The sequence below is a fragment of the Mesorhizobium sp. M0018 genome, assembly GCF_040323955.1.
In the GTDB taxonomy this organism is placed as follows: Bacteria; Pseudomonadota; Alphaproteobacteria; order Rhizobiales; family Rhizobiaceae; genus Mesorhizobium.
Map to the genome: position 1 here is coordinate 23,340 of NZ_JAMYVL010000027.1, position 25,607 is coordinate 48,946.

30 protein-coding genes and 1 tRNA gene are annotated in these 25,607 nt (G+C 62.0%); 23 read left to right on the forward strand and 8 right to left on the reverse strand.

Annotation, left to right across the window (positions count from 1 at the left end):
- The first annotated feature begins 61 nt into the window (after positions 1-61).
- The 12 genes from glyA to NKJ81_RS27990 all read left to right on the forward strand — a co-directional run bounded on the left by glyA (position 62) and on the right by NKJ81_RS27990 (position 10,780).
- Entirely contained in the window at positions 62-1,375 is a 1,314-nt protein-coding gene (gene glyA / locus NKJ81_RS27935; RefSeq protein WP_352449301.1) for a serine hydroxymethyltransferase, read from the forward strand.
- A 69-nt stretch (positions 1,376-1,444) separates the two neighbouring features.
- Positions 1,445-2,029: a hypothetical protein gene (locus NKJ81_RS27940; RefSeq protein WP_352542404.1), complete on the forward strand. Its 585-nt coding sequence runs from the start codon at positions 1,445-1,447 to the stop codon at positions 2,027-2,029.
- Positions 2,030-2,182: 153 nt separating this feature from the next.
- Positions 2,183-2,692 (forward strand): transcriptional regulator NrdR, encoded by a 510-nt coding sequence (gene nrdR, locus NKJ81_RS27945; protein ID WP_352501513.1) that lies wholly within the window; start codon positions 2,183-2,185, stop codon positions 2,690-2,692.
- Between the two features lie 2 nt (positions 2,693-2,694).
- Entirely contained in the window at positions 2,695-3,825 is a 1,131-nt protein-coding gene (gene ribD / locus NKJ81_RS27950) for a bifunctional diaminohydroxyphosphoribosylaminopyrimidine deaminase/5-amino-6-(5-phosphoribosylamino)uracil reductase RibD (RefSeq protein WP_352501514.1), read from the forward strand.
- A 30-nt stretch (positions 3,826-3,855) separates the two neighbouring features.
- Positions 3,856-4,473: a riboflavin synthase gene (locus NKJ81_RS27955; protein WP_352501515.1), complete on the forward strand. Its 618-nt coding sequence runs from the start codon at positions 3,856-3,858 to the stop codon at positions 4,471-4,473.
- A 130-nt stretch (positions 4,474-4,603) separates the two neighbouring features.
- A complete protein-coding gene (gene ribH, locus NKJ81_RS27960; protein WP_023674495.1) occupies positions 4,604-5,098 on the forward strand; it encodes a 6,7-dimethyl-8-ribityllumazine synthase in 495 nt (164 codons plus the stop codon).
- The gene (gene nusB, locus NKJ81_RS27965) at positions 5,095-5,595 is read left to right on the forward strand and encodes a transcription antitermination factor NusB (protein ID WP_352542405.1); all 501 of its coding nucleotides are present in this window, start codon (positions 5,095-5,097) and stop codon (positions 5,593-5,595) included. Before ribH ends, nusB begins: the two co-directional genes overlap by 4 nt.
- A complete protein-coding gene (locus tag NKJ81_RS27970; RefSeq protein ID WP_352542406.1) occupies positions 5,592-6,809 on the forward strand; it encodes an MFS transporter in 1,218 nt (405 codons plus the stop codon). Before nusB ends, NKJ81_RS27970 begins: the two co-directional genes overlap by 4 nt.
- A gap of 159 nt (positions 6,810-6,968) precedes the next feature.
- Positions 6,969-7,880 (forward strand): glycine betaine ABC transporter substrate-binding protein OsmF, encoded by a 912-nt coding sequence (osmF, locus tag NKJ81_RS27975; RefSeq protein WP_352542407.1) that lies wholly within the window; start codon positions 6,969-6,971, stop codon positions 7,878-7,880.
- A gap of 43 nt (positions 7,881-7,923) precedes the next feature.
- A complete protein-coding gene (locus NKJ81_RS27980) occupies positions 7,924-9,099 on the forward strand; it encodes an ABC transporter permease (RefSeq protein ID WP_352501519.1) in 1,176 nt (391 codons plus the stop codon).
- The gene (locus NKJ81_RS27985; RefSeq protein ID WP_352542408.1) at positions 9,096-10,034 is read left to right on the forward strand and encodes an ABC transporter ATP-binding protein; all 939 of its coding nucleotides are present in this window, start codon (positions 9,096-9,098) and stop codon (positions 10,032-10,034) included. Before NKJ81_RS27980 ends, NKJ81_RS27985 begins: the two co-directional genes overlap by 4 nt.
- Complete coding sequence (locus tag NKJ81_RS27990) at positions 10,031-10,780, forward strand: ABC transporter permease (RefSeq protein ID WP_352542409.1); 750 nt, start codon at positions 10,031-10,033, stop codon at positions 10,778-10,780. The genes NKJ81_RS27985 and NKJ81_RS27990 overlap by 4 nt, the downstream gene beginning before the upstream one ends.
- A gap of 27 nt (positions 10,781-10,807) precedes the next feature.
- Here NKJ81_RS27990 and NKJ81_RS27995 read toward each other — a convergent pair whose 3' ends face one another.
- The gene (locus tag NKJ81_RS27995; protein ID WP_352542410.1) at positions 10,808-11,041 is read right to left on the reverse strand and encodes a hypothetical protein; all 234 of its coding nucleotides are present in this window, start codon (positions 11,039-11,041) and stop codon (positions 10,808-10,810) included.
- Between the two features lie 79 nt (positions 11,042-11,120).
- Between NKJ81_RS27995 and NKJ81_RS28000 the strand changes: the two genes are divergently transcribed.
- A complete protein-coding gene (locus NKJ81_RS28000) occupies positions 11,121-11,621 on the forward strand; it encodes a DUF2165 family protein (protein WP_352542411.1) in 501 nt (166 codons plus the stop codon).
- A gap of 251 nt (positions 11,622-11,872) precedes the next feature.
- Entirely contained in the window at positions 11,873-14,014 is a 2,142-nt protein-coding gene (locus NKJ81_RS28005) for a sodium-translocating pyrophosphatase (protein ID WP_352501522.1), read from the forward strand.
- A 123-nt stretch (positions 14,015-14,137) separates the two neighbouring features.
- Here NKJ81_RS28005 and NKJ81_RS28010 read toward each other — a convergent pair whose 3' ends face one another.
- Complete coding sequence (locus tag NKJ81_RS28010) at positions 14,138-14,671, reverse strand: outer membrane protein assembly factor BamE (RefSeq protein ID WP_352472003.1); 534 nt, start codon at positions 14,669-14,671, stop codon at positions 14,138-14,140.
- Between the two features lie 114 nt (positions 14,672-14,785).
- On the opposite strand from NKJ81_RS28010, the gene NKJ81_RS28015 reads away from it, so the two are divergent.
- The 7 genes from NKJ81_RS28015 to NKJ81_RS28045 all read left to right on the forward strand — a co-directional run bounded on the left by NKJ81_RS28015 (position 14,786) and on the right by NKJ81_RS28045 (position 19,721).
- The gene (locus NKJ81_RS28015) at positions 14,786-15,325 is read left to right on the forward strand and encodes a ubiquinol-cytochrome C chaperone family protein (protein ID WP_352501523.1); all 540 of its coding nucleotides are present in this window, start codon (positions 14,786-14,788) and stop codon (positions 15,323-15,325) included.
- 40 nt (positions 15,326-15,365) lie between these two features.
- Positions 15,366-15,914 carry a YceD family protein gene (locus tag NKJ81_RS28020; RefSeq protein ID WP_352501524.1) on the forward strand — a complete coding sequence of 183 codons (549 nt, stop codon included), beginning with the start codon at positions 15,366-15,368 and terminating at the stop codon, positions 15,912-15,914.
- 123 nt (positions 15,915-16,037) lie between these two features.
- Complete coding sequence (gene plsX, locus NKJ81_RS28025) at positions 16,038-17,108, forward strand: phosphate acyltransferase PlsX (protein WP_352472001.1); 1,071 nt, start codon at positions 16,038-16,040, stop codon at positions 17,106-17,108.
- A gap of 9 nt (positions 17,109-17,117) precedes the next feature.
- Positions 17,118-18,089: a beta-ketoacyl-ACP synthase III gene (locus NKJ81_RS28030; protein ID WP_352542412.1), complete on the forward strand. Its 972-nt coding sequence runs from the start codon at positions 17,118-17,120 to the stop codon at positions 18,087-18,089.
- Positions 18,090-18,194: 105 nt separating this feature from the next.
- Positions 18,195-18,518 (forward strand): integration host factor subunit alpha, encoded by a 324-nt coding sequence (locus tag NKJ81_RS28035; RefSeq protein ID WP_023717292.1) that lies wholly within the window; start codon positions 18,195-18,197, stop codon positions 18,516-18,518.
- A 244-nt stretch (positions 18,519-18,762) separates the two neighbouring features.
- A complete protein-coding gene (locus NKJ81_RS28040; protein WP_023674511.1) occupies positions 18,763-19,305 on the forward strand; it encodes a MerR family transcriptional regulator in 543 nt (180 codons plus the stop codon).
- Between the two features lie 74 nt (positions 19,306-19,379).
- Positions 19,380-19,721, forward strand: coding sequence for a hypothetical protein (locus NKJ81_RS28045; protein ID WP_352472000.1), 342 nt, complete (start codon positions 19,380-19,382; stop codon positions 19,719-19,721).
- A 126-nt stretch (positions 19,722-19,847) separates the two neighbouring features.
- Here the strand turns inward: NKJ81_RS28045 and NKJ81_RS28050 are convergent, their stop codons facing one another.
- The gene (locus tag NKJ81_RS28050; RefSeq protein WP_023674514.1) at positions 19,848-20,039 is read right to left on the reverse strand and encodes a hypothetical protein; all 192 of its coding nucleotides are present in this window, start codon (positions 20,037-20,039) and stop codon (positions 19,848-19,850) included.
- A 318-nt stretch (positions 20,040-20,357) separates the two neighbouring features.
- On the opposite strand from NKJ81_RS28050, the gene NKJ81_RS28055 reads away from it, so the two are divergent.
- Together NKJ81_RS28055 and NKJ81_RS28060 are read left to right on the forward strand one after the other, a co-directional pair.
- Positions 20,358-20,636, forward strand: coding sequence for a helix-turn-helix domain-containing protein (locus tag NKJ81_RS28055; protein ID WP_352471998.1), 279 nt, complete (start codon positions 20,358-20,360; stop codon positions 20,634-20,636).
- A gap of 119 nt (positions 20,637-20,755) precedes the next feature.
- The gene (locus tag NKJ81_RS28060) at positions 20,756-21,214 is read left to right on the forward strand and encodes a YbaK/EbsC family protein (protein ID WP_352542413.1); all 459 of its coding nucleotides are present in this window, start codon (positions 20,756-20,758) and stop codon (positions 21,212-21,214) included.
- Positions 21,215-21,252: 38 nt separating this feature from the next.
- Here NKJ81_RS28060 and NKJ81_RS28065 read toward each other — a convergent pair whose 3' ends face one another.
- From NKJ81_RS28065 to NKJ81_RS28085, 5 genes are all read right to left on the reverse strand, one after another.
- Positions 21,253-21,447 carry a hypothetical protein gene (locus NKJ81_RS28065; RefSeq protein ID WP_023674517.1) on the reverse strand — a complete coding sequence of 65 codons (195 nt, stop codon included), beginning with the start codon at positions 21,445-21,447 and terminating at the stop codon, positions 21,253-21,255.
- A 168-nt stretch (positions 21,448-21,615) separates the two neighbouring features.
- The gene (locus NKJ81_RS28070) at positions 21,616-21,849 is read right to left on the reverse strand and encodes a hypothetical protein (RefSeq protein ID WP_352542414.1); all 234 of its coding nucleotides are present in this window, start codon (positions 21,847-21,849) and stop codon (positions 21,616-21,618) included.
- 768 nt (positions 21,850-22,617) lie between these two features.
- A tRNA-Pro gene (locus tag NKJ81_RS28075) sits at positions 22,618-22,694 on the reverse strand.
- A gap of 36 nt (positions 22,695-22,730) precedes the next feature.
- Complete coding sequence (locus NKJ81_RS28080; RefSeq protein WP_352542415.1) at positions 22,731-24,020, reverse strand: O-antigen ligase family protein; 1,290 nt, start codon at positions 24,018-24,020, stop codon at positions 22,731-22,733.
- Positions 24,017-25,552, reverse strand: a complete 1,536-nt coding sequence (locus tag NKJ81_RS28085; protein WP_352542416.1) for an undecaprenyl-phosphate glucose phosphotransferase — start codon at positions 25,550-25,552, stop codon at positions 24,017-24,019. Before NKJ81_RS28085 ends, NKJ81_RS28080 begins: the two co-directional genes overlap by 4 nt.
- Between the last annotated feature and the right edge of the window lie 55 nt (positions 25,553-25,607).

Genomic DNA, 25,607 nt, shown 5'->3' on the forward strand with positions numbered 1-25,607 from the left:
GCGGGCCGAAAGCAACTGTGTTAATGGCGCGACAGACCCCGAACCTTGAGGATTTCAGCCCATGGCAACAGCAGCGGCAGTGTCGAACAAATTCGAATCCTTTTTCGAAACCACGCTTGCCGATGCCGACCCCGAGATTTTCGGCGCAATCCGCAACGAACTCGGCCGCCAGCGCCACGAGATCGAGCTGATTGCCTCGGAAAATATCGTCTCGCGTGCCGTGCTCGAGGCACAGGGGTCGATCATGACCAACAAATATGCCGAGGGCTATCCGGGCAAGCGCTACTATGGCGGCTGCCAATTCGTCGATGTCGCCGAGGAACTGGCCATCGAACGCGCGAAAAAGCTGTTCGGCTGCAACTTCGCCAACGTCCAGCCGAATTCCGGTAGCCAGATGAACCAGGCGGTGTTCCTGGCGTTGCTGCAGCCCGGCGACACCTTCATGGGCCTCGACCTCAATTCCGGCGGACACCTGACACATGGCTCGCCGGTCAATATGAGCGGCAAATGGTTCAAGGTCGTCTCCTATGGCGTACGCCGGGACGATCATCTGCTCGACATGGATGCGATCGAGAAGACCGCCCATGAGACCAGGCCGAAATTGATCCTGGCCGGCGGCACAGCCTATTCACGTGTCTGGGACTGGAAGCGTTTTCGCGAGATCGCCGATTCGATCGGTGCCTATCTGATGGTCGACATGGCCCACATCGCCGGCCTGGTCGCCGGCGGCATGCATCCGTCGCCGCTGCCGCATGCCCATGTGGTCACCACCACGACGCACAAATCGCTGCGCGGGCCGCGCGGCGGCATGATCCTTTGCAACGACGAGGATATTGCCAAGAAGATGAATTCGGCCGTCTTCCCCGGCCTGCAGGGTGGACCGCTGATGCATGTGATCGCCGCCAAGGCGGTGGCTCTGGGCGAGGCGCTGAAGCCGAGCTTCAAGATCTATGCGGAGAGCGTCGTCGCCAATGCCAAGGCGCTGGCCTCCAGTCTGCAGGAAACCGGTCTCGACATCGTCTCCGGCGGCACCGACAACCATCTGATGTTGGTCGACCTGCGTCCCAAGAACGCAACCGGCAAGCGCGCCGAGGCTGCCCTTGGCCGCGCCAACATCACCTGCAACAAGAACGGCATCCCCTTCGATCCGGAAAAGCCTTTCGTGACATCGGGCGTTCGGCTCGGCACGCCGGCCGGCACCACGCGCGGCTTCGGTCAGGCCGAGTTCCGCGAGATCGGCAAGCTGATCGCCGAAGTGCTGGATGGACTGAAGGTCGCCAATTCCGACGAAGGCAACGCGGCCGTCGAGGCAACCGTGAAGGCCAAGGTGGCGGCATTGACGGATCGTTTTCCGCTTTACCCGTATCTTGGTTGACGCAGGGCGTCAGCCCCCAACTGTGACGGCGCCGATCAACTGGCCACGGCTGCATCTCGGAGACGTTTGATGATGATGCGAATTTTCCGTTTCACCAGTGTTGGCGCTGCCTTGCTCACCTTAGCGACCTCTCAGCTACTCGGCGCGGCCTTGGCGCAGACCGAGCCGACGCCGGCAGCACCCAAGACAGAGACTTTTGGCAGGTGGTCCACCACGGTGGACGAGGTCAACACCGGTGAGGACGTGCGCAAGACCTGCGCCGCCTCGACGGTCTTTTTCGACGCTAACGGCACCAGTGGCACCCTCACGCTGGCCATCTCGAATGGCGACGTACTGCCACCCGAGGGCTATCCGAGCCTCATCATCGCCGTGAGAAACAGTGACTTGCCCAAGGGGGACAACATCCCGGCGGTGTTCCGCGACGTCAACGACAACATCAAGGCTGGCTTTCATATTATCGCCGACGGACAGTGGATGATGGACAACAAACCCGAGACCACGGTTGCCATACTGCGTGCCATGCGCCGTACCAGCGCCCTCGATGTCAGCTTCGCCGACAAGCCGGTCGCGACGATATCGATGGACGGCTTCACCAAGGCCTATCGCTATCTCGGCACGTCCTGCGGCTTCCCGACCGGCGACGTCGCTCCCTGATTGGCGTATTGCCGTCCAACTAATTGCCGCTCTCGCAATTTTCCTCGTGCCTCGCTATCTCTGAGACGCGATCGGTCATCGGCCATACTTTGCCATCGTGGCAAAAACCTCTAAGCCGTTCGCACTACGAGAATCGCGAACCGAAGGCTCTCCATGCGCTGTCCCTACTGTCAGTCCGAAGATACGCAGGTGAAGGATTCGCGCCCTGCCGAAGACGGTGCAGCGATCCGCAGGCGGCGCGTCTGCCCGGATTGCGGCGGCCGCTTCACCACTTTCGAGCGCGTCCAATTGCGCGATCTCGTCGTGGTGAAGAAGTCTGGACGCAAGGTGCCGTTCGACCGCGACAAGTTGCTGCGCTCTGTCGAGATCGCGGTACGCAAGCGCAATGTCGACCCGGAACGTATCGATCGGGCGGTGACCGGCATCGTGCGCCAGCTCGAAAGCTCGGGCGAGACCGAGGTGGCCTCGGGGGAAGTCGGCCGGCTGGTCATGGAGGCGCTTAAGTCGCTCGATGATGTCGCCTATGTGCGCTTTGCCTCCGTCTACCGCAATTTCCGCGAGGCCAAGGATTTCCACGACGTGTTGGGCGAACTCAAAGGCGACGAGCTCAAAGCCGACGAGCTCAGGGGCGAAGAGCTGAAGAGCGAAGAGGACGCCAGCTGAGCATGGCAGGGTCCGGACGCCGCACGGCTGAACAAGAGGTCCTCGATCGCCGCTATATGGCGGCAGCCCTCAGGCTGTCGCGCAAGAATGCCGGGCGGACCTCGACCAACCCTTCCGTCGGCACGCTGATCGTGCGCGATGACGGCGACGGGCCGATGATCGTCGGCAGCGGCGTCACCGCCGTCGGCGGCCGGCCGCATGCCGAGACCGAGGCTTTGGCAGAGGCCGGCGAACTGGCGCGCGGCGCCACCGCCTATGTAACGCTGGAGCCCTGCGCCCATCACGGCCGCACGCCGCCTTGCGCCAATGCGCTGGTCAGTGCCGGCGTGGCGCGTGTGGTCGGCGCTGCCAGCGATCCTGACCCGCGTGTTTCCGGCAAGGGCTATGCAATCTTGCGTGCCGCCGGCGTCGAAGTGGTGGAAAAAGTGTTGGCGGCCGAGGCTGCGGAGCAGATGGCCGGCTATTTAATTCGATCTCTGAAAAAACGCCCGGAAGTGATCCTGAAACTTGCGCTTTCGAGCGACAACAAGATCGGCGTGAAAGGCGAGGGACAGCTCTCCATCACCGGCGATATCGCCCGACGCGAAGTCTATCTGATGCGCGCCGAAGCCGATGGCATATTGATCGGCATCGGCACGGCACTGGAGGACGATCCGGCGCTGACGGTTCGGCTTCCGGGACTGGAGAGCCGTTCGCCGGCGCGCATCGTACTCGACCGTCAGATCAGGCTACCCGAGACTTCGAAACTGGTCGCCGGCGTCGACCGTGTGCCGCTCTATGTCGCTGCCTGCGCCGAGGCCGATCCGCACCGGCGCGCCGCGCTCGAACGTGCCGGCGTTCGCTTCATCGGTACTGAGACCTATGAAGGCGATATCGCGCTGCCGGAACTGTTCGAGGATCTGGCGGCGCTCGGCATGGCAAGCGTCCTGGTCGAGGGCGGCGCGAGGGTGGCCAAGGCGTTCCTCGACGAACAACTGGTCGATCGTATCGTGCTGTTTCAGGGGCCGGACGCGATCGGCGAGGGCGGCATTGTATCGCCGATCGATGCCAACAATATCCCGCCGGGATTTCGCAAATTGCGCAACATGCGTTTCGGCGAAGATACATATGCGGAATGGATAAGAGACATCTAGGACCGACCTGATGTTCACGGGGCCAAACTAATGTTCACTGGAATCGTCACCGATGTCGGCACCGTCGCTGCCGTGAAGCCGCTCAGGGAAGGCGTCGGTTTGCGTATCGACACCGCTTACGATCCGCAGACCATTGCCATCGGTGCCTCGATTTCCTGTGGCGGCGTCTGCCTGACGGTGACGGGATTGCCGGAAGACGGCGCCAACGCACGCTGGTTCGAGGTCGAGGCCTGGGAAGAAGCACTCAGGCTGACGACCGCGATGGGCTGGAAATCCGGCACGCGCATCAACCTGGAGCGGGCGCTGAAGATCGGCGACGAGCTTGGCGGCCATATCGTTTCAGGCCATGTAGACGGCATGGCCGAGATCGTAGGGCGCAAGGAGGAAGGCGACGCCGTTCGCTTCACCCTGGATGCACCGCGAGAGCTGGCCAAATTCATCGCGCCCAAGGGCTCCGTCGCACTCGACGGCACTTCGCTGACCGTCAACAAGGTCGAAGGCAGCCGCTTCGACGTGCTGTTGATCCACCACTCACTGACGGTCACCACCTGGGGCGAACGCCAGGTCGGCGATCGCGTCAATCTCGAGATCGACACCATGGCCCGCTATGCGGCGCGACTGGTGGAGGCGGCTAAAGAGGGGCTTTGAGGCGCTCGTCCATAAAGCCCATTCCCTGGTGCGACCGCCGCCGAGTTGGCCTTGAAAGTTCCTTCGGCAATCTTCCGCTTGCGATCAAACCGGCTTCGGCCTAAGTCACCGGCGATCCCCGGAGACATCTATGGCAGGCACATCCCAACACGGCAAAGCGTTCATCCGTCCGAAGAAGAAGGCCCACCTTCTTGTCATCGAGGCGCGCTTTCACGACGACCTTGCCGACGCGTTGCTCGAAGGCGCGACAAAGGCCCTCGAGGAAGCGGGCGCGACATACGATGTCGTCACCGTTCCGGGCTCGCTCGAAATCCCGGCGGTGATTTCCTTCGCGCTCGACGGTGCCTCCGAAGGCGGGACGAACTATGACGGCTTCGTCGCCCTCGGCACGGTGGTCCGCGGCGACACCTATCATTTCGATATCGTCGCCAATGAATCCAGCCGTGCCCTGATGGACCTGTCCGTGCAGGATGCGGTCTGCATCGGCAACGGCATCCTGACCACCGAAAACGACGAACAGGCCTGGACACGCGCCAGGCGTTCGGAAGGCGACAAGGGCGGCTTTGCGGCGCGTGCGGCGCTGACCATGATCGCTCTAAAGGAACAGCTGGGAGCGCCCTCGTGAGCGAACCCGCTTCGCCCGGCCAGCCCACGGTGCGCCACGCCAACAAGCGCGGTGCTGCCCGTCTGGCCGCCGTGCAGGCGCTCTACCAGATGGATGTCGCCGGCAGCGGCGTCTTCGAGATCACCGCCGAGTACGAGGCGTTCAGGCTCGGCAAGGAGGTCGATGGCGCGCTCTATCGCGAAGCCGATGCGCAATGGTTTCGCGCCATTCTTGCCGGCGTTGTCGAGCACCAGAAGACCATCGATCCAGCCATCCGACAGGCGCTGACCGAGGACTGGCCTCTGTCGAGGCTCGATTCCACATTGCGCGCCATATTGCGCGCCGGCGTCTACGAGCTGATGCAGCGCGAGGACGTGCCGGTGGCGGTTATCGTCTCCGAATATGTCGACATCGCCAAGGCATTTTACGAGGAAGACGAGCCGAAACTGGTCAATGCGGTGCTTGATCGCGTGTCGCGCCGGGTGCGTGGCGAGGGCCGCGGCAAGGACGCCTCATGACTGCTATCGTCGCCGTTGGGGCGGGCAAGGAAGCGCGTCGCACCGCCTTCATCCTCGCAGCCTCGCAGGCGATCATCGGCTCGGCCGCACCCATCGCCATTTCCATGGGCGGATTGGCGGGGCAGTACCTGCTCGATGCTGACAAGTCGCTGGCAACCGCGCCGATCACCGGTTTCAATGTCGGCGTGGCGCTCGGTTCCTTGCCGGCCGCGGCGATCATCCGCCGGCTCGGCCAGCGCGACGGCTTCATGACCGGCACAGCGGTCACGGCGCTTGGCGGGCTGGTCGCCACGCTGGCGCTGTTTCATGCCAGCTTCTGGCTATTCGCTTTCGGCTTGGCCGTGATCGGCATCGGGGGCGCTTTCGTCCAGCAGTTCCGCTTTGCCGCCGCCGACAATGCGCCGCCTGAATTCAAGGCGCGCGCCATCTCCTTCGTGCTGGCCGGCGGCATCGTCACCGCCATCCTTGGACCGCAGATCGTCATCTTCACCGGCGATCTGTTCTCGCCGGTGAAGTTTGCCGGCTCGTTTGCGTCCATCCTGGTGCTGGCGGCGGTCGGCGCCGCCATTCTCTCTTTGTTGCGTATCCCAGCCAAGGCAACCGAGAAGGTGGAAATTTCCGACAGCGACGCCCGGCCGCTCTCGGAAATCGTCACCAGGCCACGCTTCGTCGCGGCGTTGTTTTGCGCCATTGGCAGCTACGCACTGATGAGCTTCGTCATGACCGGCGCGCCGCTGGCTATGGTCGGCTGCGGCCTTTCGACCGACGACGCCACGCTCGGCATTTCCTGGCACGTCATGGCGATGTTCGCGCCGAGCTTCTTCACGGGGTCGCTGATCTATCGCTTCGGCGCTGAGCGGATCGTGGCCATCGGCCTGGTGCTGCTGATTGGCTGCGCCATAGTGGCGCTGTCAGGGTTGGCACTGTGGCAGTTCTGGACGGCGCTGATCCTGCTCGGCCTTGGCTGGAACTTCAGCTTCATCGGTGCCACCGCCATGGTGGCCGACAGCTACCAGTCATCCGAAAAAGGCAAGGTCCAGGGGTTTCACGATTTCGTCCTGTTCGGCTCCGTCGCCTTCGCCTCGCTGATGTCGGGGGCGGTCTACAATGCCTGGGGCTGGGAGATGTTGAACTGGATGATTTTCCCGGTCGTCGTGCTGTGCTTCGTGGCACTGGGCGTGTTGAAGATGACGGGCTTGCGCGCGGCCAGCTGACGTCACGCTGTCGGGACGAGGCAACGGCGGAGTCACTCGCATCCGAACAAAATTATTGCGCCCATCCCCTTTCTTATGAAACCGTGTACCCCGACGGGGCATCGAAGCCATGCTCATATGCGGCAGCCGTATTCCGGTTCACAGCAAGGGATTTGTGAGATGTTTTCAATCAAGGTTCTGGCCGGCGCTGTACTGGCGCTCGGAGTTGCGTTGGCCTCGGCGAGTGCCCAGGTGGTGGTGTCGTCGAAGATCGACACCGAGGGCGGCGTGCTCGGCAATATCATCCAACTGGTGCTGAACGCCAACAATATCCAGACCACCGACCGCATCCAACTCGGCGGCACACCTGTGGTACGCAAGGCGATTACAGCCGGCGAGATCGACATCTATCCGGAATACACCGGCAACGCCGCCTTCTTCTTCGAGAAGGCCGACGATCCGGTGTGGAAAGACGCCGCCAAGGCCTACGAGACTGCCAAGAAGCTCGACTACGACGCCAACAAGATCGTCTGGCTGTCACCGTCACCGGCGAACAATACTTGGGCAATCGCCCTGCGCAAGGAGGTCGCCGATACCAATAAGCTCGTCACCCTTTCCGACTTCGGCAAATATGTCTCGGGCGGCGGCAAGGTGGTGCTGGCGGCCTCCGCCGAGTTCGTCAATTCGGCGGCCGCGCTGCCCGCTTTCCAGAAGACCTATGGCTTCACGCTGAAGCCGGACCAGTTGATCACGCTGTCGGGCGGCGACACGGCGGCGACAATTGCAGCCGCAGCCAACCAGACCAACGGCGCCAACGCCGCCATGGTCTATGGCACCGACGGCGGCATCGCGCCCTCCGGCCTCGTCGTGCTTGAGGACGACAAGGGTGTGCAGCCGGTCTACCAGCCGGCGCCGATCATCCGCGAGGCGGTGCTGAAGGAGCATCCGGAGATCGAGACGCTGCTGAAGCCGGTGTTCGCCAAGCTCGATCTCGTCACGTTGCAGGAGTTGAATGGTCGCGTGCAGGTTGGCGGCGAGCCGGTCAAGGGCGTCGCCGAGGACTTTTTGAAAAAGAACGGCTTCCTGAAGTAAGGCGATTCCGGCGCTCCGCTTTCGAGGTGCGCCGGATCGGCCGATGGGGGAGGGCGTGCGCATCCGGTTCGACAAGCTCGGCGTGGTCATCGCGGCGATATCGGCCTATGCGGCTTTTGCGGCGCCATTCGCCACCTTCCGCGCCAATCGCATCGTACCCGGCGAGGCGCGCTCGATCCTCGAATCTTTGCCTGCGACGGTCGGTCCGCTGTTGATGGCGATTGTCGTCGCAGCGGCGCTCATTGCGCTGCTGAAAACGCCGCTTGCTCTGCGCCTCGCCGCCAGTGTGGTTGCGCTTGCAGCGCTGGCGCTGCTGATCGGCGTCGCCGGCAGTTTCCTGACACCCGCCGGCAACACCTTCGCCCGTATCTCGCCGGCTTCGGGCTTTTGGCTGCTTATCTTCGCCTTCACGCTTCTGCTCGCCGACGTGCTTACGCGGCTGAACCTGTCGCCGCAGGCACGCATCGGCGTGCTTGTTGTCGCCGCCGCGGCGATCGGGCTGCTGCTCGTCTCGGGAAGCTGGAACAGCCTGTCGATCCTCAAGGAATATTTCAATCGCGCCGATAGTTTTTGGGCGGAAGGCTCCAAGCACGTGACGCTGGCGCTGGGTTCGCTGGCGGCAGCAGTGATTATCGGCCTGCCGCTCGGCATCCTCTGCCATCGCGTCGAGAAATTGCGGGCCGGCGTGCTCAACGTGCTGAACATCATCCAGACCATTCCTTCGATCGCGCTGTTCGGCCTCTTGATCGCACCACTCGGCTGGGTCGCTTCGCATGTTCCGGGTGCTGCCGCGCTCGGCATTCGCGGCATCGGTACAGCGCCGGCTTTCGTCGCTTTGTTCCTCTATTCACTGCTGCCGGTAGTGGCCAACACCGTGGTCGGCCTTGCCGGTGTGCCGCGTGCCGCCAACGACGCAGCGCGCGGCATGGGCATGACCGACCGCCAGCGGCTGTTCGGCGTCGAGTTTCCGCTGGCCTTCCCGGTGATCCTCACCGGCATCCGCATCGTGCTGGTGCAGAATATCGGCCTCGCCACGATTGCCGCGTTGATCGGCGGCGGCGGCTTTGGCGTGTTCGTATTCCAAGGGGTCGGCCAGACGGCGATGGACCTGGTGCTGCTCGGTGCTGTTCCGACGGTGGTGCTGGCCTTCGCCGCTGCCATCATCCTCGATGCAGTGATCGAAATGAGCGCCAGCAAGCGCAGGGTTGAAACGGCATGATCGAGATCGAAGGCGTCACCAAGCGCTTCGGCGAGACGACAGTCGTCGACGACGTGTCGATAGTAATCGAGCCGCGCAGCATCGCCGTCATCGTCGGCACCTCCGGCTCCGGCAAGACGACGCTGCTTCGCATGATAAACCGGCTGGTCGAGCCGACATCGGGCGTGATCAAGCTCGACGGCGTCGACAACCGCTCGGTCCCGGATTATGAGCTGCGCCGCAGCATCGGCTATGCCATCCAGGGCCACGGGCTGTTTCCGCATCGCACGGTGGCGCAGAACATCGCCACTGTGCCGGTATTGCTCGGCTGGGACGCCAACCGCATCAAGGCCCGCGTCGACGAGCTGATGACGCTATACCAGCTCGACCCGCAAGCCTACGGGCCACGCTATCCGCATGAGCTTTCCGGCGGTCAGCAGCAGCGCGTCGGCGTCGCCCGGGCGCTTGCCGCGGAACCCAACGTGCTGTTGATGGATGAGCCGTTCGGCGCGCTCGATCCGATCATCCGCAACAAGGCGCAGGAGGATCTGCTGGCGATCCAGAAACGCTTCGGCACCACCATCATCCTCGTCACCCATGACATGGAAGAGGCCGTTCACATGGGCGACAAGATCGCGGTGATGGATGGCGGCAAAGTAGTGCAATATGCCGCGCCGGCCGAGATACTGGCGAAGCCGGCCAGCGCGTTTGTCGAGACCCTGGTTGGCGCCAGTGAAAAACCGTTCCGGCTGTTGTCGCTTGGCCGGGTGCGCGACGCGGTGGAAAAAGGCACGGCCGAAGGCGAGGCGATCCCCGGTGACGCCAGCCAACGCGACGCGCTCGCCGAACTCCTGTGGTCGGGCCGCCCGGCACTTCCGGTGAAAGATACCGACGGCAAGCCACTTGGCCGCGTCACTGTGGACGGGCTGGTTAAGCGAGCGGCGAGGCCGGCATGAAAGCCTGGCTTCCCTTGCTGCTCAGGCTTGCCCTGGTGGTGGTGCTTATTGCCTTCGTCACCAATCCCGGCTGGTTCGAACCGCTGCTGAAGCCGCTGACAGAGAACAACGCGCCGGTAATCTACAATCAGGGCAGCCTTTTGACGTTGACGCTGCTGCATCTGCGGACCGTGCTGATCGCGACCGTTGCCGCGACGGTCGTTGCGGTCGCGCTGGCCATTCTGGTCACCAGGCCAGCCGGCGCCGAATTCCTGCCGCTGTCGCGCAGCCTGGTCAATATCGGCCAGACCTTTCCGCCGGTGGCGGTGCTGGCGCTTGCCGTGCCGGCCGTCGGCTTCGGCGAAAAGCCGACGCTGATTGCGCTGTTTCTCTACGGACTGCTGCCGATCTTCGAGAATGCGCTGACCGGCCTGACGACGCTGCCGGCCAACGTAGTCGAGGCGGCGCGTGGCGCCGGCATGACCGGCTGGCAAAGACTGGTCAAGGTCGAGCTGCCGCTCAGCGCGCCGATCATTCTCGGTGGTATCCGGCTGTCGGTGGTGATCAGCCTCGCCACCGCGACCATCGGCTCGACGGTAGCGGCGAGGACACTGGGCGAGGTGATCATCGCAGGCCTGCTGTCGAACAACCTCGCCTTCATCCTGCAGGGTGGCCTGATCGTCGCCGCCCTTGCCGTGCTGATCTATGACGGGCTGTCGGCGGTCGAGCGCTACACCGCCCGGCGCACGGGACGCGAGCCCGAGTAGCGTCTCGGGGCGAAGTTCGCTCTTTTTTCAGTGGCCGGTCGACCGCGTCGGATGATCGAGCGTCAGTTCCAGCGTTGTGCCCGTCTCGCCGGTGATCCAGCGGCGGCGGATGATGGCGAAATCGTGCTGTGTGTCGGCTCTAACCACAGAGACCAAGTCGCCCACCGCGCAATCACTGTCGAGATCGAGGGCTTCGACAGTCTCGGCAATGTCTTGCTTGCCGACATAATGTCTCGCAATGGCTGTGAGCACGATGATCACTGGCCCACCCGTTGCGCGATCTTCGGGACTCGGCGATTGATGAGTGCGATGCCCCGATCTTTCAGCAGGAGTTCTTGCCATGACCGCGCGTTTCTCCAAGATCGTCATGTGTTTGTGTCTGGCGGCTTTCGCCTTCCTCGTCGCCTTCGGCAACATCACCGATTACGGCTCAAACTTCGCCTTTGTCCAGCATGTGCTGAGCATGGACACGACCTTTCCCGGCAATGCACTGATGTACCGCTCGATCACCAACCCGTCGCTGTGGACGGCTGGCTACTGGCTGATCATCATTGGCGAGGCGCTGACCTGCCTGCTTTACCTAATCGCCGCCTGGCAACTCTGGCAGGCGCGCAACGCCACCGGACAGGCTTTCAACGATGCCAAGAAGTTCGCCATCATTGCCGCCACAATGGGCTTCCTCGTTTGGTATTTCGGCTTCATGGTCGTTGGCGGCGAGTGGTTCGCCATGTGGCAGTCTTCGACTTGGAATGGTCAGGAGGCGGCGTTCAAATTCTACATCACCATGCTGCTGGTGCTGGTCTTCGTCGTCCAGCCGGACGGCGACCCGCGTAAAGCCTGACCACTGTTCGCCGATTTCAATCGATCTAACCGGATGGCAGTGTCGACAGGCGCTGCCGTCCAGCCTTTTGGGCGAAACCCGGGATCTTTTGGGCGAAAGCCGGACAGGAACGGAACAATATCTTGACGTTCCGAGCCCTGTTTCGCATAAGCCGCTGCGAAGGGACGGATTCCGGTTGCGGAAAATTCGTCCCCTGTCTCAACGGCCCGGGGAGGGGTTCTTTTGGGCCACCAATCGAGGAAAATTCGGCAATGACCATAATTTCAGCTGTCATCGCCTGCGGTCTGCTTTCAGTCCTTTACGCCATCTGGGCGACACGTTCGGTCCTCGCGGCCGATCAGGGCAATGCACGCATGCAGGAAATTTCCGCGGCCATCCGCGAAGGCGCGCAGGCTTATCTGGCGCGCCAGTACACCACCATCGCCATCGTCGGCGTCGTGGTCCTGCTGCTTGCCTGGTGGCTGCTTTCGATCACCGCCGCCATCGGCTTCCTGATCGGCGCCGTTCTATCGGGTGCCGCTGGCTTCATCGGCATGCACGTCTCGGTGCGCGCTAATGTGCGTACCGCGCAGGCGGCTTCCAACAGCCTCGCTGCCGGCCTCGAGATCGCCTTCAAGTCGGGCGCCATCACTGGCATGCTGGTTGCTGGCCTGGCCCTGCTCGGCGTCTCGATCTACTACCTGATCCTGACCCAGTTCATGGGTCTGCAGCCAAACGATCGCGTCGTCATCGACTCGCTTGTTTCGCTCGGCTTCGGCGCCTCGCTGATCTCGATCTTCGCCCGTCTCGGCGGCGGCATCTTCACAAAAGGCGCCGACGTCGGCGGCGATCTTGTCGGCAAGGTTGAAGCCGGCATTCCCGAGGACGATCCACGCAATCCGGCCACCATTGCCGACAACGTCGGCGACAATGTCGGCGATTGCGCCGGCATGGCCGCCGACCTGTTCGAGACCTATGCGGTGACCGTGGTCGCCACCATGGTCCTCGCCGCCATCTTCTTCGGTGGCACCGACGTTCTCGGCGCGGCCATGCTCTATCCGCTGGCCATCTGCGGCGCCTGCATTCTCACCTCGATCGTCGGCACTTTCTTCGTCAAGCTCGGTTCCAGCGGCTCGATCATGGGCGCGCTCTACAAGGGCCTGATCGTCACCGGCCTGCTGTCAATTGTCGGCCTTGCCGTGGCCACCTCGGCATGCATCGGCTGGGGTGAGATCGGCACCGTCGCCGGCATGACTATCACCGGCACGAACCTGTTCATCTGCGGCCTTGTCGGCCTTGCGGTGACCGGACTCATCGTGGTGATCACCGAATATTATACCGGCACCAACAAGCGTCCGGTGAACTCCATCGCCCAGGCCTCGGTCACCGGTCACGGCACCAATGTCATCCAGGGCCTCGCGGTCTCGCTGGAAGCGACGGCGTTACCGGCGATCGTCATCGTCGGCGGCATCATCTCGACATACCAGCTCGCCGGCCTCTACGGCACGGCGATCGCGGTGACGACGATGCTTGGCCTCGCCGGCATGATCGTCGCGCTCGATGCCTTCGGCCCGGTCACCGACAATGCCGGCGGCATTGCCGAAATGGCCGGCCTGCCCAAGGAAGTGCGCCAGTCAACCGACGCGCTCGACGCTGTCGGCAACACCACCAAGGCGGTAACCAAGGGCTACGCCATCGGTTCGGCCGGCCTCGGCGCGCTGGTGCTGTTCGCGGCCTACTCTAACGACCTGAAGTTCTTTGCCGCCAATGGCGACAAATACCCCTACTTCCAGGGTATGGGCGACGTCTCCTTCGACCTCTCCAATCCTTACGTCGTCGCCGGCCTGATCTTCGGTGGCCTGATCCCGTATCTGTTCGGCGGCATCGCCATGACCGCCGTCGGCCGCGCCGCGGGTGCTATCGTCCAGGAGGTGCGCAAGCAGTTCCGCGAGGATCCGGGCATCATGGCCGGCACCTCGAAGCCGAACTATGCGCGCGCCGTCGACCTTCTGACCAAGGCAGCGATCCGGGAGATGATCGTTCCGTCATTGCTGCCGGTGCTGGCGCCGCTGGTGGTCTATTTCGGCGTCCTCCTGATCTCCGGTTCGAAGGCATCCGCCTTTGCCGCGCTTGGCGCCTCGCTGCTCGGCGTCATCGTCAACGGCCTGTTCGTCGCCATCTCGATGACCTCCGGCGGCGGCGCCTGGGACAACGCCAAGAAGTCGTTCGAAGATGGTTTCGTCGACAAGGACGGCCTCAAGCACATCAAGGGCTCCGAAGCGCACAAGGCTTCGGTGACCGGCGACACGGTCGGCGATCCCTACAAGGATACTGCCGGCCCAGCGGTCAACCCGGCGATCAAGATCACCAACATCGTCGCGCTGCTGTTGCTGGCCGTTCTCGCGCACGGCTAAGCTCGGCCGCTATGGCCTTAAAACAAAACCCGCGGGATCGCTCCCGCGGGTTCTTCATTGCCTGAGATATGCCGCTTACAGGGAAGCGAAAGGAACGGAAGGAAGCCGACACCCTCGGGTGGATCAGCTGCCGCCGAGCGTGCTGCCGCCGCTGGCGCCGGGAATACCAGGCGCCAGCTTGCTGGCGCCACTGATGATCTGGCTGAGGAAGTTCTGGTCCTTGCCGCCGGTCGGCGTGGTGCGCGAGATGAAGTCGAACACCTTGCCGTCCTTCAAGCCGTAATTGGCGATCTGGGTGACGCGCCCGTCATCGCCAAAATAGACCGCCAGCACATGCTGGTCGACCAGCCGCGGCTTGTCGAAGGCGACATAGCGCTTGCGCGTCTGCGAAATGTAATAAAAGGCCTCGTTATCGAAGGTCGCCTTCGTCGAGGGAGTGCCGAGCGCCAGCAGCACCTGTTCGCGGCTTGAGCCGACCGGCACCAGGTCGATCGCCTGCTGGTCTATGACGTAGCCTTGCGTCAGCGTCTCGCTCGGATTGAGATCGCCGATCATCTTGGACGAATTGCAGGCGGAAAGTGCCGCAGCGATCACCAGCAGCGAAACCGCACCGCCGGGCTTGGGCAGGAAAGTCGACTTGAATTTCAGCGCGCGCAACTACAACTCCATAAGCTGGCCGCAACTTGCGCTGGGCCGCAAAACCGGTAAACCAGCTTGCTTGCCGATGCAACAAGGCCACTTCAACAAACGGTCCCGGGAGACCACCCTCAAATGTTCCAGCGCCTCTTTGGCCGCGAACGACATGCCAACCGCGCCATCACCGAGGCGCTTTACGCACAAATCGTGGCGGCGGCGCGGCAAACGGTGTTTTATTCCGCCTGGAACGTACCGGACACGCCGCTCGGCCGCTTCGAGATGCTGTCGTTGCACATGTTCCTGTTCCAGCACCGGTTGCGCGGCGAGGGCGGTGCTGCGGCAGAGGTTGCGCAGGTGCTGATCGACGAGTTCTTCATGGATGTCGAACATTCGTTGCGTGAATTGGGCATTGGCGACGTCGGCGTGCCGAAGCGAATGCGGAAACTGGCGAAAATGTTCTATGGCCGTACCGCCGCCTATGATGATGCGCTGCAAAGAAATGACCATGATGCACTCGCCGTCGCCCTTGCCCGCAATGTCAGGCCGGATGCCGGCGCCTGGCCGCAAGCGTCGCAACTGGCACTCTATGCCGCCGATGCATCAAGGCAACTCGCGGAACAGCCGACCGAATCGATCGTTTCCGGAACGGTGTCATTTCCCGTGGCCAACGCTTGAGCGACGGCAGGCCGATGAAGGTGGCGAAGTGGAGGCGAAGATGAAATACCCTGATACCCACAGCCCAGTGTCATTCCTGGCAAATGTCGCCCGGCTGCCGCAAAAGGGGCTGCCGGTGGTGATCGATGCCGACGCTGGCCAGCGCGCCCTGCTGGCCGTCGAGCACGAGCTGCTTTCGGTCGAGAACTATCGCGCCGAACTCCTGGTCGAGCCTTGGAAACGCAACGGGGTGAAAGTCAGCGGCCATGTTGAGGCCGATATAACGCAGGCCTGCATCGTCACCCTCGACCCGGTCGAGGCGCATATCGACGAGCCGGTCGAAGCGCTGTTCCTGCCGGAGCAATCCAAGCTCGGGCGGCAAGGTTTCGACGGCGGCGGTGAGATCCTGCTCGACGCCGAAGGCCCCGACAGCCCGGAAACCTTTTCCGGCGATGCGATCGACGTCGGGGCGCTTGCCGAGCAGTTCTTTGGCTTGGCGATCGATCCATATCCGCGCAAGCCGGGTGTATCGCTGGAGGCCGCCGGCGATGCCGAGCCTGTGGAGAATGAATTCCAGCAAAAGCTCAGATCACTGTTGGGAAAATCCTGATGGCTGACCCAATTTGAGAAAAGTTGGTTGTGCGGCAGCCCAAAACCGTTATTTTCGCCGAACCTTCGCGAGCCCCGCACCTTGGCAAGCCCGCTGGCCAATCAACCGTGAGATGAACACCGCGTGATCAGGATTTCCATCGATGCCATGGGCGGCGATCACGGGCCAAGCGTGGTCATCCCGGCGCTCATGACTGTCGCCACCCGCCGTCCGGATATACGCTTCGTCATTTATGGGCGCGAAGAAGTGGTACGGCCCGAACTCGCCAAATTCCCCAAGCTGGCGGAAGTGAGTGAGTTCGTGCACTGCGAGATCGCAGTGCGGATGGACGACAAGCCGAGCCAGGCGCTGCGCCATGGCCGCTGGAAGTCATCGATGTGGAAGGCCGTCGAGGCGGTCAAGGCAGGCACTGCCGACGCCTGCATCTCGGCCGGCAATACCGGCGCGCTGATGGCAATGTCCAGATTCTGCCTTCGCACCATGGCGACCATCGATCGCCCGGCAATCGCGGCGCTCTGGCCGACATTGCGCGGCGAGAGCGTGGTGCTGGACGTCGGCGCCACCATTGGCGCGGATGCGCATCAACTGGTTGACTTTGCCATTCTGGGCACCGGCATGGCGCGCTCGGTTTTCGGCATCGAACGGCCGAGCGTCGGGCTGCTCAATGTCGGCGTCGAGGAGATCAAGGGTCAGGAAGAGGTCAAGGAGGCGGGTCGTATGTTGCGCGAGGCCAACATGGCCTCGATGAACTACCATGGCTTTGTCGAGGGTGACGACATCGGCAAGGGCAGTGTCGACGTCGTCGTTACCGAGGGATTTGCCGGCAACATCGCGCTGAAGACGGCGGAAGGCACCGTTAGGCAGATCGCCGGCTATCTGCGCGCGGCGATGAACCGGACGCTGATGGCCAGGATCGGCTATATCTTCGCCAAGACCGCCTTCGATCGCCTGCGCGAGAAGATGGATGTCGGCCGCTCCAATGGCGGCGTCTTCCTCGGATTGAACGGCATCGTGGTGAAGAGCCATGGCGGGGCTGATTCGGATGGCTTCGCGGCGGCGATCGAGCTTGGCTACGACATGGTGCGCAACAATCTGCTTGACCGCATCGAAGCCGATCTCGACCTGTTCCATGCCCGCAATCCGAATGCCCAGACAATCCGGAAATCCGACGTCGTCATCGACGCAAAGGAATAGGAAAGAGCATTGATCAGATCCGTCGTGCGCGGCACGGGCGCCGCGCTGCCCCGCCGCATTATGAAGAATGCCGATTTCGAAGGCATGGTCGAGACGTCGGACGAGTGGATCGTCCAGCGCACCGGCATTCGCCAGCGCCACATTGCGGCCGACGACGAGACGACGGCCTCGCTGGGCGAGGCGGCAGCGCGCGCGGCCCTCGACAGTGCCGGCCTGACGGCTGACGATATCGACCTGATCGTGCTGGCGACCTCGACGCCCAACAACACCTTTCCCGCGACCGCGGTCGAGATCCAGAACCGGCTCGGCATGCACCACGGTTTTGCCTTCGACCTGCAGGCGGTCTGCTCCGGCTTCGTCTATGCAGTGACGACCGCCGACCTCTATATCCGCGGCGGCTTGGCCAGACGGGTGCTGGTGATCGGCTCGGAAACATTTTCGCGTATTCTCGACTGGAACGACCGCTCGACCTGCGTTTTGTTCGGCGACGGCGCCGGCGCGATGGTGCTGGAAGCAGGCACGGGGGCAGGCGGCATCGCCGACCGAGGCGTTCTGGCGGCCAGCCTGCGCTCCGACGGCATCCACAAGGACAAGCTTTTTGTCGACGGTGGGCCGTCGACCACCGGAACGGTCGGGCACCTCAGGATGGAAGGCCGCGAAGTGTTCAAGCATGCGGTCGGCATGATCACCGGCGTCATCGAGGCGACTTTCGCACAGGCCGGCATCGGCGCCGCCGATCTCGACTGGTTCGTGCCGCATCAAGCCAATAAACGAATTATTGACGCTTCGGCCAAAAAGCTCGGGATAGAGGAGCGGAAGGTGGTGGTGACCGTCGATTTGCACGGTAATACCTCGGCGGCTTCCGTGCCGCTGGCACTGTCCGCAGCCGTCGCCGACGGTCGCATCAAAAAGGGTGACCTGGTACTGCTCGAGGCGATGGGCGGCGGCTTCACCTGGGGTGCCGTCCTGCTCCGCTGGTAAGTGCCGAACTATCGGGTTCGGGGTCCTTGACCTTGACGGATCAATTACTTAGGTTCTGCCGTTGCTTGTATCGATTTATGTTTTTGAGCTGATGGGACGGTTCGTATGGGGGGAAAGACACTTACGCGCGCCGACCTCGCCGAAGCCGTTTACCGCAAGGTTGGGCTGTCACGTACTGAATCGGCCGAGCTTGTCGAGGCGGTGCTGAATGAGATCTGCGAGGCGATCGTTCGCGGCGAGACGGTGAAGCTGTCGTCCTTCGCGACCTTCCACGTCCGCTCCAAGAACGAGCGCATCGGGCGCAATCCCAAGACCGGTGAGGAAGTGCCGATCCTGCCGCGCCGGGTGATGACCTTCAAGTCGTCGAACGTACTGAAGAACCGTATCCTGCGCTCCCATCAAAACAGCAAAGCCAAGGGCAGCAAGTAGCCGCCCAATCCCCCTTTGCCAAGAATCATGCTCCAGGCTTCGGTTGAAAAATGAACCCTGCTTTTGCGCCGGGCTTGAATATTGTTTCATAAACCGCTGAAATAAGATGCGATTCGGTAGGCCGGATCGGTATTGGGTGTGATCCGTTCCGCCGGGACGGAAAGCTGCTCTCTTTGTTAAGCGTGATGTCGCCCGAACCCGGTTCCCGCCTTTCGCGATCATGCTCTAGCGTGAGGATTCGTCCATGGACAAGAGCCCTGATGCTTTCCGCACCATCAGCGAGGTCGCGGAGGATCTGGATTTGCCGCAGCACGTGCTGCGTTTCTGGGAGACGCGTTTCAACCAGATCAAGCCGATGAAGCGCGGCGGCGGCCGCCGCTACTACCGTCCGCAGGACGTCGAACTGATCAAGGGTATTCGTCATATGCTCTACGACCAGGGCTATACGATCAAGGGCGTGCAGAAGCTGTTGCGCGAGAACGGCAACCAGTTTCTGATCGCCGTCGGCAGTGGCGACATGGCGGCGGTCGAGGCGATCTCGCAGCGCCGACAGGCCGACACGGTACCGCTGACGCAAGCGGCGCAGCCGCGCGGCCCGGACGACGAAATGCTGGTTGGCCAGCCGAGGGTGAAACCCAGCCGTCGTTTTTTCGGTATAGGCAAGACCGACGAGGAAGGTCCGGTTCCGCCGGACACGTCAAAACTTTCCCGTGACAATCGCGCGTTGCTGCAGGAGGCGCTGTTCGACCTCCTGGAATGCAAGCGCCTGCTAGATCAGGTTCGCTAGAGCCCGCCGGGTTGACCGGAACGGTCTTCAGGGTCATGCGTTAGGCTTCCTTCTGCAGATGAAGGAAGCACGTCATGGCATCGCTTTCGAGCATCTCCGACACCGATCTCAACAAGCAGGTCGCGGCCTTGGCCAGGGAACTGGCCACCTTGAAGAAAGCCGTGTTGAAGCAGGGCGGCGCCTTTTACGAAGACGGGCGCGATACCGCGTCGGATTACTATTCGGATATCACTGAGCGGCTCGGCAACGCCTTGCCGGCAATCAGAAGGCAAGGCCGGGCGATCGAGAAGACCGCCCGAGATCACCCGGCGACGGTGGCCGCTGTCGGGCTGGTTCTGGTCGGGCTCGTCGCCAGTCTGTTCCTCGGCGGCCGACAGCAAAACGCGCCGCGAGCGCGTTCAAGGTCGGCACGTTAAGAAAAGCAAATGGCGGTGGTCAGCGGACCGCCGCCATTTTTCGCCGACACGGCAAACCCGGCAAGCGCGCCGCCCTTGATCCAGGACCAGAACGCCTGATTGCGGGTTGTTCGCCCGAGGGTGTTTTCAGTACTTCTTCGCGACAACCTTCTTGTGATGGTGGCGGTAGTGGTGGACGCGGTGATGGTAGTGATGGCGGTGATGCTTCTTGACGGTGGTGTGCATCGTCGTCGCATTCGCGCTGCTTGCGCCGATGATCGGCATCGAGAGTGCAAGTGCGATTGCAAGTCCAAGAGCGGAGAGAAGAGGCTTCTTCATGACATCATTTCCTTTTTGCGCAGGCGGAATTTGAGCGTCACTGATTCAGGTCGGTGACTCGAGCGCTGCGGTTGGGACTATCGCCTTGGAGTTTTTCGGCAGTTTTTCCGGCCTGTAGAATTTCGTTTCCGAACTGTGTCTGCTGAGGATTCCGGCCAGATGTCAGCTCGCCGGCATCCGCCATCCATTCCGGCGTCGGTTCACGATGCCGTGACGCTATCTTTGATGCTTGGCAAATCACCGGCGAGCGGGCATTCTCCCGATCGTCTCAGGCAACAACATGATTTGATCTAACTCTTTCATCCCACGGAGTTGCCAATGCCCCAAATAGCAAAACGCGAACCTTACTCCGAACTGGCGGCGAGCGCGGTTACGCCTGAACGCAGTGCCGTCCGAACCGCCCGGGAAGCCCGTGGATACAGCATCGAAGAGCTGTCCCTGGCGTGCGGGCTGGCAGCCTATGAGATTGCCGATGTTGAAAGCGGCAAGGATGCCGATCCCTCGAAACGTCGGCGTATTGCCTCCGCGCTTCAACTTCCGGAAAGCGCTCTGTTTGACGAAGCCGTGTTGCCTGCCAAAAGGCGATCCGTGTCGTAGCGACGTGTCATGCTTTTATTCCACGAGCTCGCCATGGGTCGCCCTGGCGGGCTTCGTTTTTTCGGCCACGTAGTGGACTTGCCGGCCGCCACGGCGACGCCAGACGGAAATTGCCGGAGATGAGCCTCGAATCCGTTCGCGCCTTTTTCGCCGCACACGCGCCCGACATTGACGTCATCGTCACGGAGGCAAGCTCGGCGACGGTGGCTCTGGCCGCCGAAGCGCATGGCGTAGCGCCGGCGCAGATTGCCAAGACGATCTGCTTGCGCGCCGGCGACCAGACGATGCTGATCGTGGCCAGCGGGATATCCAGGCTGGACAATCGCAAATTCAAGGACCAGTTTGGTGGCAAGGCGCGAATGCTGGACGCCGACCAGGTGCTCGCCGCGACCGATCATCCCGTCGGTGGGGTGTGCCCGTTCGGCCTACCGGCGCCGCTCCCGGTCTACTGCGACATCTCGCTGCGCGCCTTTGACGAGGTCGTCCCGGCGGCAGGCGCGACGAATGCCGCCGTGCGGCTCAGCCCGCAACGCCTGGCCGAACTCGTCGACGCCGAGTGGGTGGATGTGTGCCAGTAGCGATTTATCCGGGTCGTGGGATCCGCTGAGCATTACCGCTACTCGGTCTTCTGTGGCTCTTCTTTTTTGATCGTCTGAGCGTCCGTGACAGTCGACATATCGGCCTTCTCGACGCTTGCTGTCTTCGTCTGCGTGTCGACCGATGCCTGGACCTTGGAATGCGCGGGGCAATCCGCAGAGGCAGCTGATATGGACATGGTCAGTGCCGCGGCTATTGCGAGGAATGTCTTCATGATCATTCTCCTCTTTCGTTCGATGGGTAAAGTTAGCCCGTCTGGCACCGACCGCAAAATCACATTTGTTCACAACGCGCTCCTGCGCACACGGAAGCCGACGCTGGGCCAGTGATTCAGACGTTGGGCCAGTAATTCAAATGGCTGCGCGGATAGCCGCTTGCCGTATCAAGGCCCACTGTCTCCCGCCGGAGGATTTTTGGCGTTAAAGATCTCGCCGCTCAGAGCCAGTCTCAAATCTTCGGCGCTGAGCTGACCACTTTCAAATAAATCCATCACTCTGCGGCCGAGCACTTCTCTGCCTGGATCTCCATCAGCGAGGCCTAGTTCACGGCATCGGGCATCAAGTGCCTTGGTCAACATGGTCAGCTCGGCAGGACAGGCAACTCCTTGAAGCGACATTGCATCTCTCCCGAAAAGGGCGAAAGCGCGTGGCATCTTCGTAGCGTCCGCTCGCCCTTGCAACTGCGGACGACGGCAATTCAACTAGAGCCAACCTTTTTCGAACTCAACATTCAAACGTACCAAAACGCCGCGCGCTCCAATGGGAGGATCCTGCTACAATACGGTATGGCCGTCCGAATAGCGGTTGTCCTCGCGCTTCTTTTCGCCTTCGCCTACGGTTTCGCAAAACTCGCGGAACATTATCGCAGCGTTGGCGACAGGCCCTCTCCGTGTGAAGAATTGCCCTATCCTGATTGTCCTGACCAAAAAGCTCCTCCCCGGGAAGAAACTGAGCCTTGAGCGCGCGCCTGTTCAGGCCAGGCCAGCCGTCGGGATTGAATTAGTTCTTTCCAACCGACGGTTGGTGGACGCATTGCAGCTGATGCGCCTAGGGTTCAGTACGATCCGCGCGCACCGGGCATGCCCAACCCCCGAGTCACCCCTGCCTGATGCAAGGCGCCTGATCGAGTCCCGCCGTTCTGGCATGTGCGGCGGGACCTTTTCTCACGATAAAGGTTGGCGTACGCAGCAAAGCTTACCTAGCCATTACCGCGCGGTTTCTCGGTGGGCTTCTGGCTAGACGCCAGCCTCCGTGCCTCGCGCACGAGTGATGCGTGATCGATTCCTCGATGAGATCACGCGCCTGCGTATGTTGCGCTGGCTGCAGTGCGGCTATTGTCTGTACAGCCAGTTTGGGGGAAAACTGGCTAAGCCTTTGGATTTTAATGGTCGGAGTGGCCGGATTCGAACCGACGACCCCTTGACCCCCAGTCAAGTGCGCTACCGGGCTGCGCTACACTCCGGACCGGTCGCGATGTATCGTGATAGACCGGGTCCGGTCAACCGAATTCGGTTGCTGTCCTGCCTGAGGCAACCGCGACGGGGATTGCCGGTCGCTGCGTCGCCCGCAACTGCCACTGGTGGCGGTATTCGAGCGCGATGGCACCCCAGATCAAGCCGAGCAGCAGGTAGACATGGCGCCAGTGGTCGATGTCGATGAAGGTGCCGAGCCCGATATTGCCGATGAAGGCGACGTAGGCGCATAGAAGATAAGGCTGCCACGGCCGGTCGCGCAGCAGAATGCGGAAGCCGGCGGCGATCGTCCAGCACGTCAGCGTCAGGAACGACACGAAGCCGAGCCAGCCGTAATCCATCAGCATCTTCAGCCAGATGTCGTGCGTGTCCTCGCCGAAGATCTTGCCGAAGACGAGCGGGCCGATGCCGAACGGATGCTCCAGTGCCATCTGAAAGCCGATCGTATAGCGGGCGAAGCGGCCGAGCCGGGCGGTGTCGTAGCTTTGTTCGAGCTGTGCGCGGTTCGAGAACATTTCGGCGACTCCTGGCAGTTGCAGGATGACGATCATTGCGATGACCAGCAGTCCGACGGCGGCGATGGTCATGACGACGACGCGCAGCCTGAACTTGCCGCTGGCGCTCTGCAGGAACAAGGCACCGGTCAAAAGGATCGCCGAAACGGCGAACATGCCCCAGGCGCCGCGCGAAAAGGAAAAGAAGATGCCGGCGGTGATGATCAGCAACGGCACCGCCAATAGCGGCATGCGTGCGACCGAGCCGGTAAGCAGCAGGTAGAGCAGGTAGATGCCGGGCAGCACCAGGAACGGACCGAACACGTTCGGATCCTGGAAGGCGCCGGCGGCACGGTCGTATTTGGTGAAGATCTCGGCTCCTGGAAAGGCATGGAAATAGCCGGCTATGCCGACCAGCGAAGTCAGCACCGCCGACACCACATAGGCGACGAAGATCACCCGGTAGAGACTGGGCCGGACCGCCGTTACCGAAGCGAAAAAAACCGCGGTTAAGGCCAGGAACAGCGAGACGGCGAGATAGAGCGGCGTGCCGGCGAGGTCCGACATCTGCGTCATCGAGATCATGCCGCCGATGTTCATGATCACCAGCAGCACCAGCAGCGGCACCGCCGCGCGTTGTATGCGCAGGCCGAACAAGGGCCACACCACGATCAGCCCGACCATATAGAGGTCGTATGGCGCCGGTTCATCGATGACGAAGCCCGACAGGAAAACACCGAGGAAAACCGCCCCCGAAGCAACCAATGCAATCAGCTTGGCGTTGACCGCCGTCGCCGGCAATTCATAGGCCGTCGCGCTCAATACGCGTTTTCCGTATTGAGCAGTCGGATCGGCGTCAGGAACAGGATTTTGAGGTCGAACAAGAGCGACCAGTTCTCGATATAATAGAGGTCGTATTCCGTCCGCATGCGAATCTTCTCGTTGGTGTCCATCTCGCCGCGCCAGCCATTGATCTGCGCCCAGCCGGTCACACCGGGTTTGACCTTGTGGCGAGCGAAATAGCCGTCGACCACTTCATTGTAGAGGAGGTTGTGCGACTGCGCGGCAATGGCGTGCGGGCGCGGCCCGACCAGCGACAGCGAACCGAACAGCGAATTGAAGAACTGCGGCAGTTCGTCGACCGAGGTCTTGCGGATGAAGCGGCCGACGCGGGTGACGCGCGGATCGTTCTTGGTCACGGTCTGTTTGGCCGTCGGGTCCGCCTTGTCGGTATACATCGAACGGAACTTGTAGACGTCGATGATCTCGTTGTTGAAGCCGTGCCGCTTCTGATGGAACAGCACCGGCCCCTTGCTGTCGAGTTTGATCGCGATTGCGGTCGCCAGCATCACCGGCGAGAACACGATGATGCCGATGATCGAAAAGACAATGTCGAAGGCGCGCTTGGCGACCGAATCCCAGTCGTTGATCGGCTTGTCGAAGATATCGAGCATCGGCACCGAGCCGATGTAGGAATACGCGCGCGGCCTGAACTGCAGCGCGTTCGAATGCGCCGATAGCCGGATGTCGACCGGCAGCACCCACAGCTTCTTCAATAACTGCAGCACGCGCGATTCGGCGGTCAGCGGCAGCGATACGATCAGCATGTCGATGCGCGCGATGCGGGCAAATTCGATGAGTTCGGAAATTGTACCGAGCTTGGGATAACCGGCGACAACCGGCGGCGACCGCTTGTCGCCGCGGTCGTCGAAAATGCCGCAGATGCGGATGTCATTGTAGGGCTGCCTTTCGACCGAGCGGATCAATACCTCCGCCGCCTTGCCGCCGCCGACGATGACGGCGCGGCGCTCCATCCGCCCGTCGCGCGCCCAGCGCCGGATCAGCTTCGACATCACCAGTCGGAGACCCAGGATCAGCACGAAACCGACGACGAACCATGTGCCGAAGAGCAGGCGCGAATAATCTTCCGACATTTTCATGGTGAAGGCGGTGAGCGCCATCAAGGCGAATGTTCCGGCCCAGACCAGCAGGAGACGGCCGAAATTGGCGATCGGCCGCATCAGCGCGACGATCTGGTAGCGGTCGGTGACGTCGAACAGAACGACCGCGAGGAACGAGGTGGCGGCGATCGTCAGTGAGTATTGCCAGGCAAGATAGTTGAAAAAGCCGACATAATAGAAATAGACGGCAAGACCTGAGACCAACAGCAGCGCGAATTCCACCATGCGCAGGACGCCGCTCACCATGATCGGCGACATCGTATCGCGCCGGTATTGCGAGGCGACCTGGCGGGCAACATCGTTCATGCCGCCGGCCGTATTGTTCTCGGCAGGGGCGTCGAATTTGCGCACCGCATCTAGCGAAAAACGGCGCGCTGGGTCGATTTCGTTCATGGGGCGTCCGCAGGTTTCCCTCAGGTGAATAGCAAAAGAGAGCTAAGAAACCCTT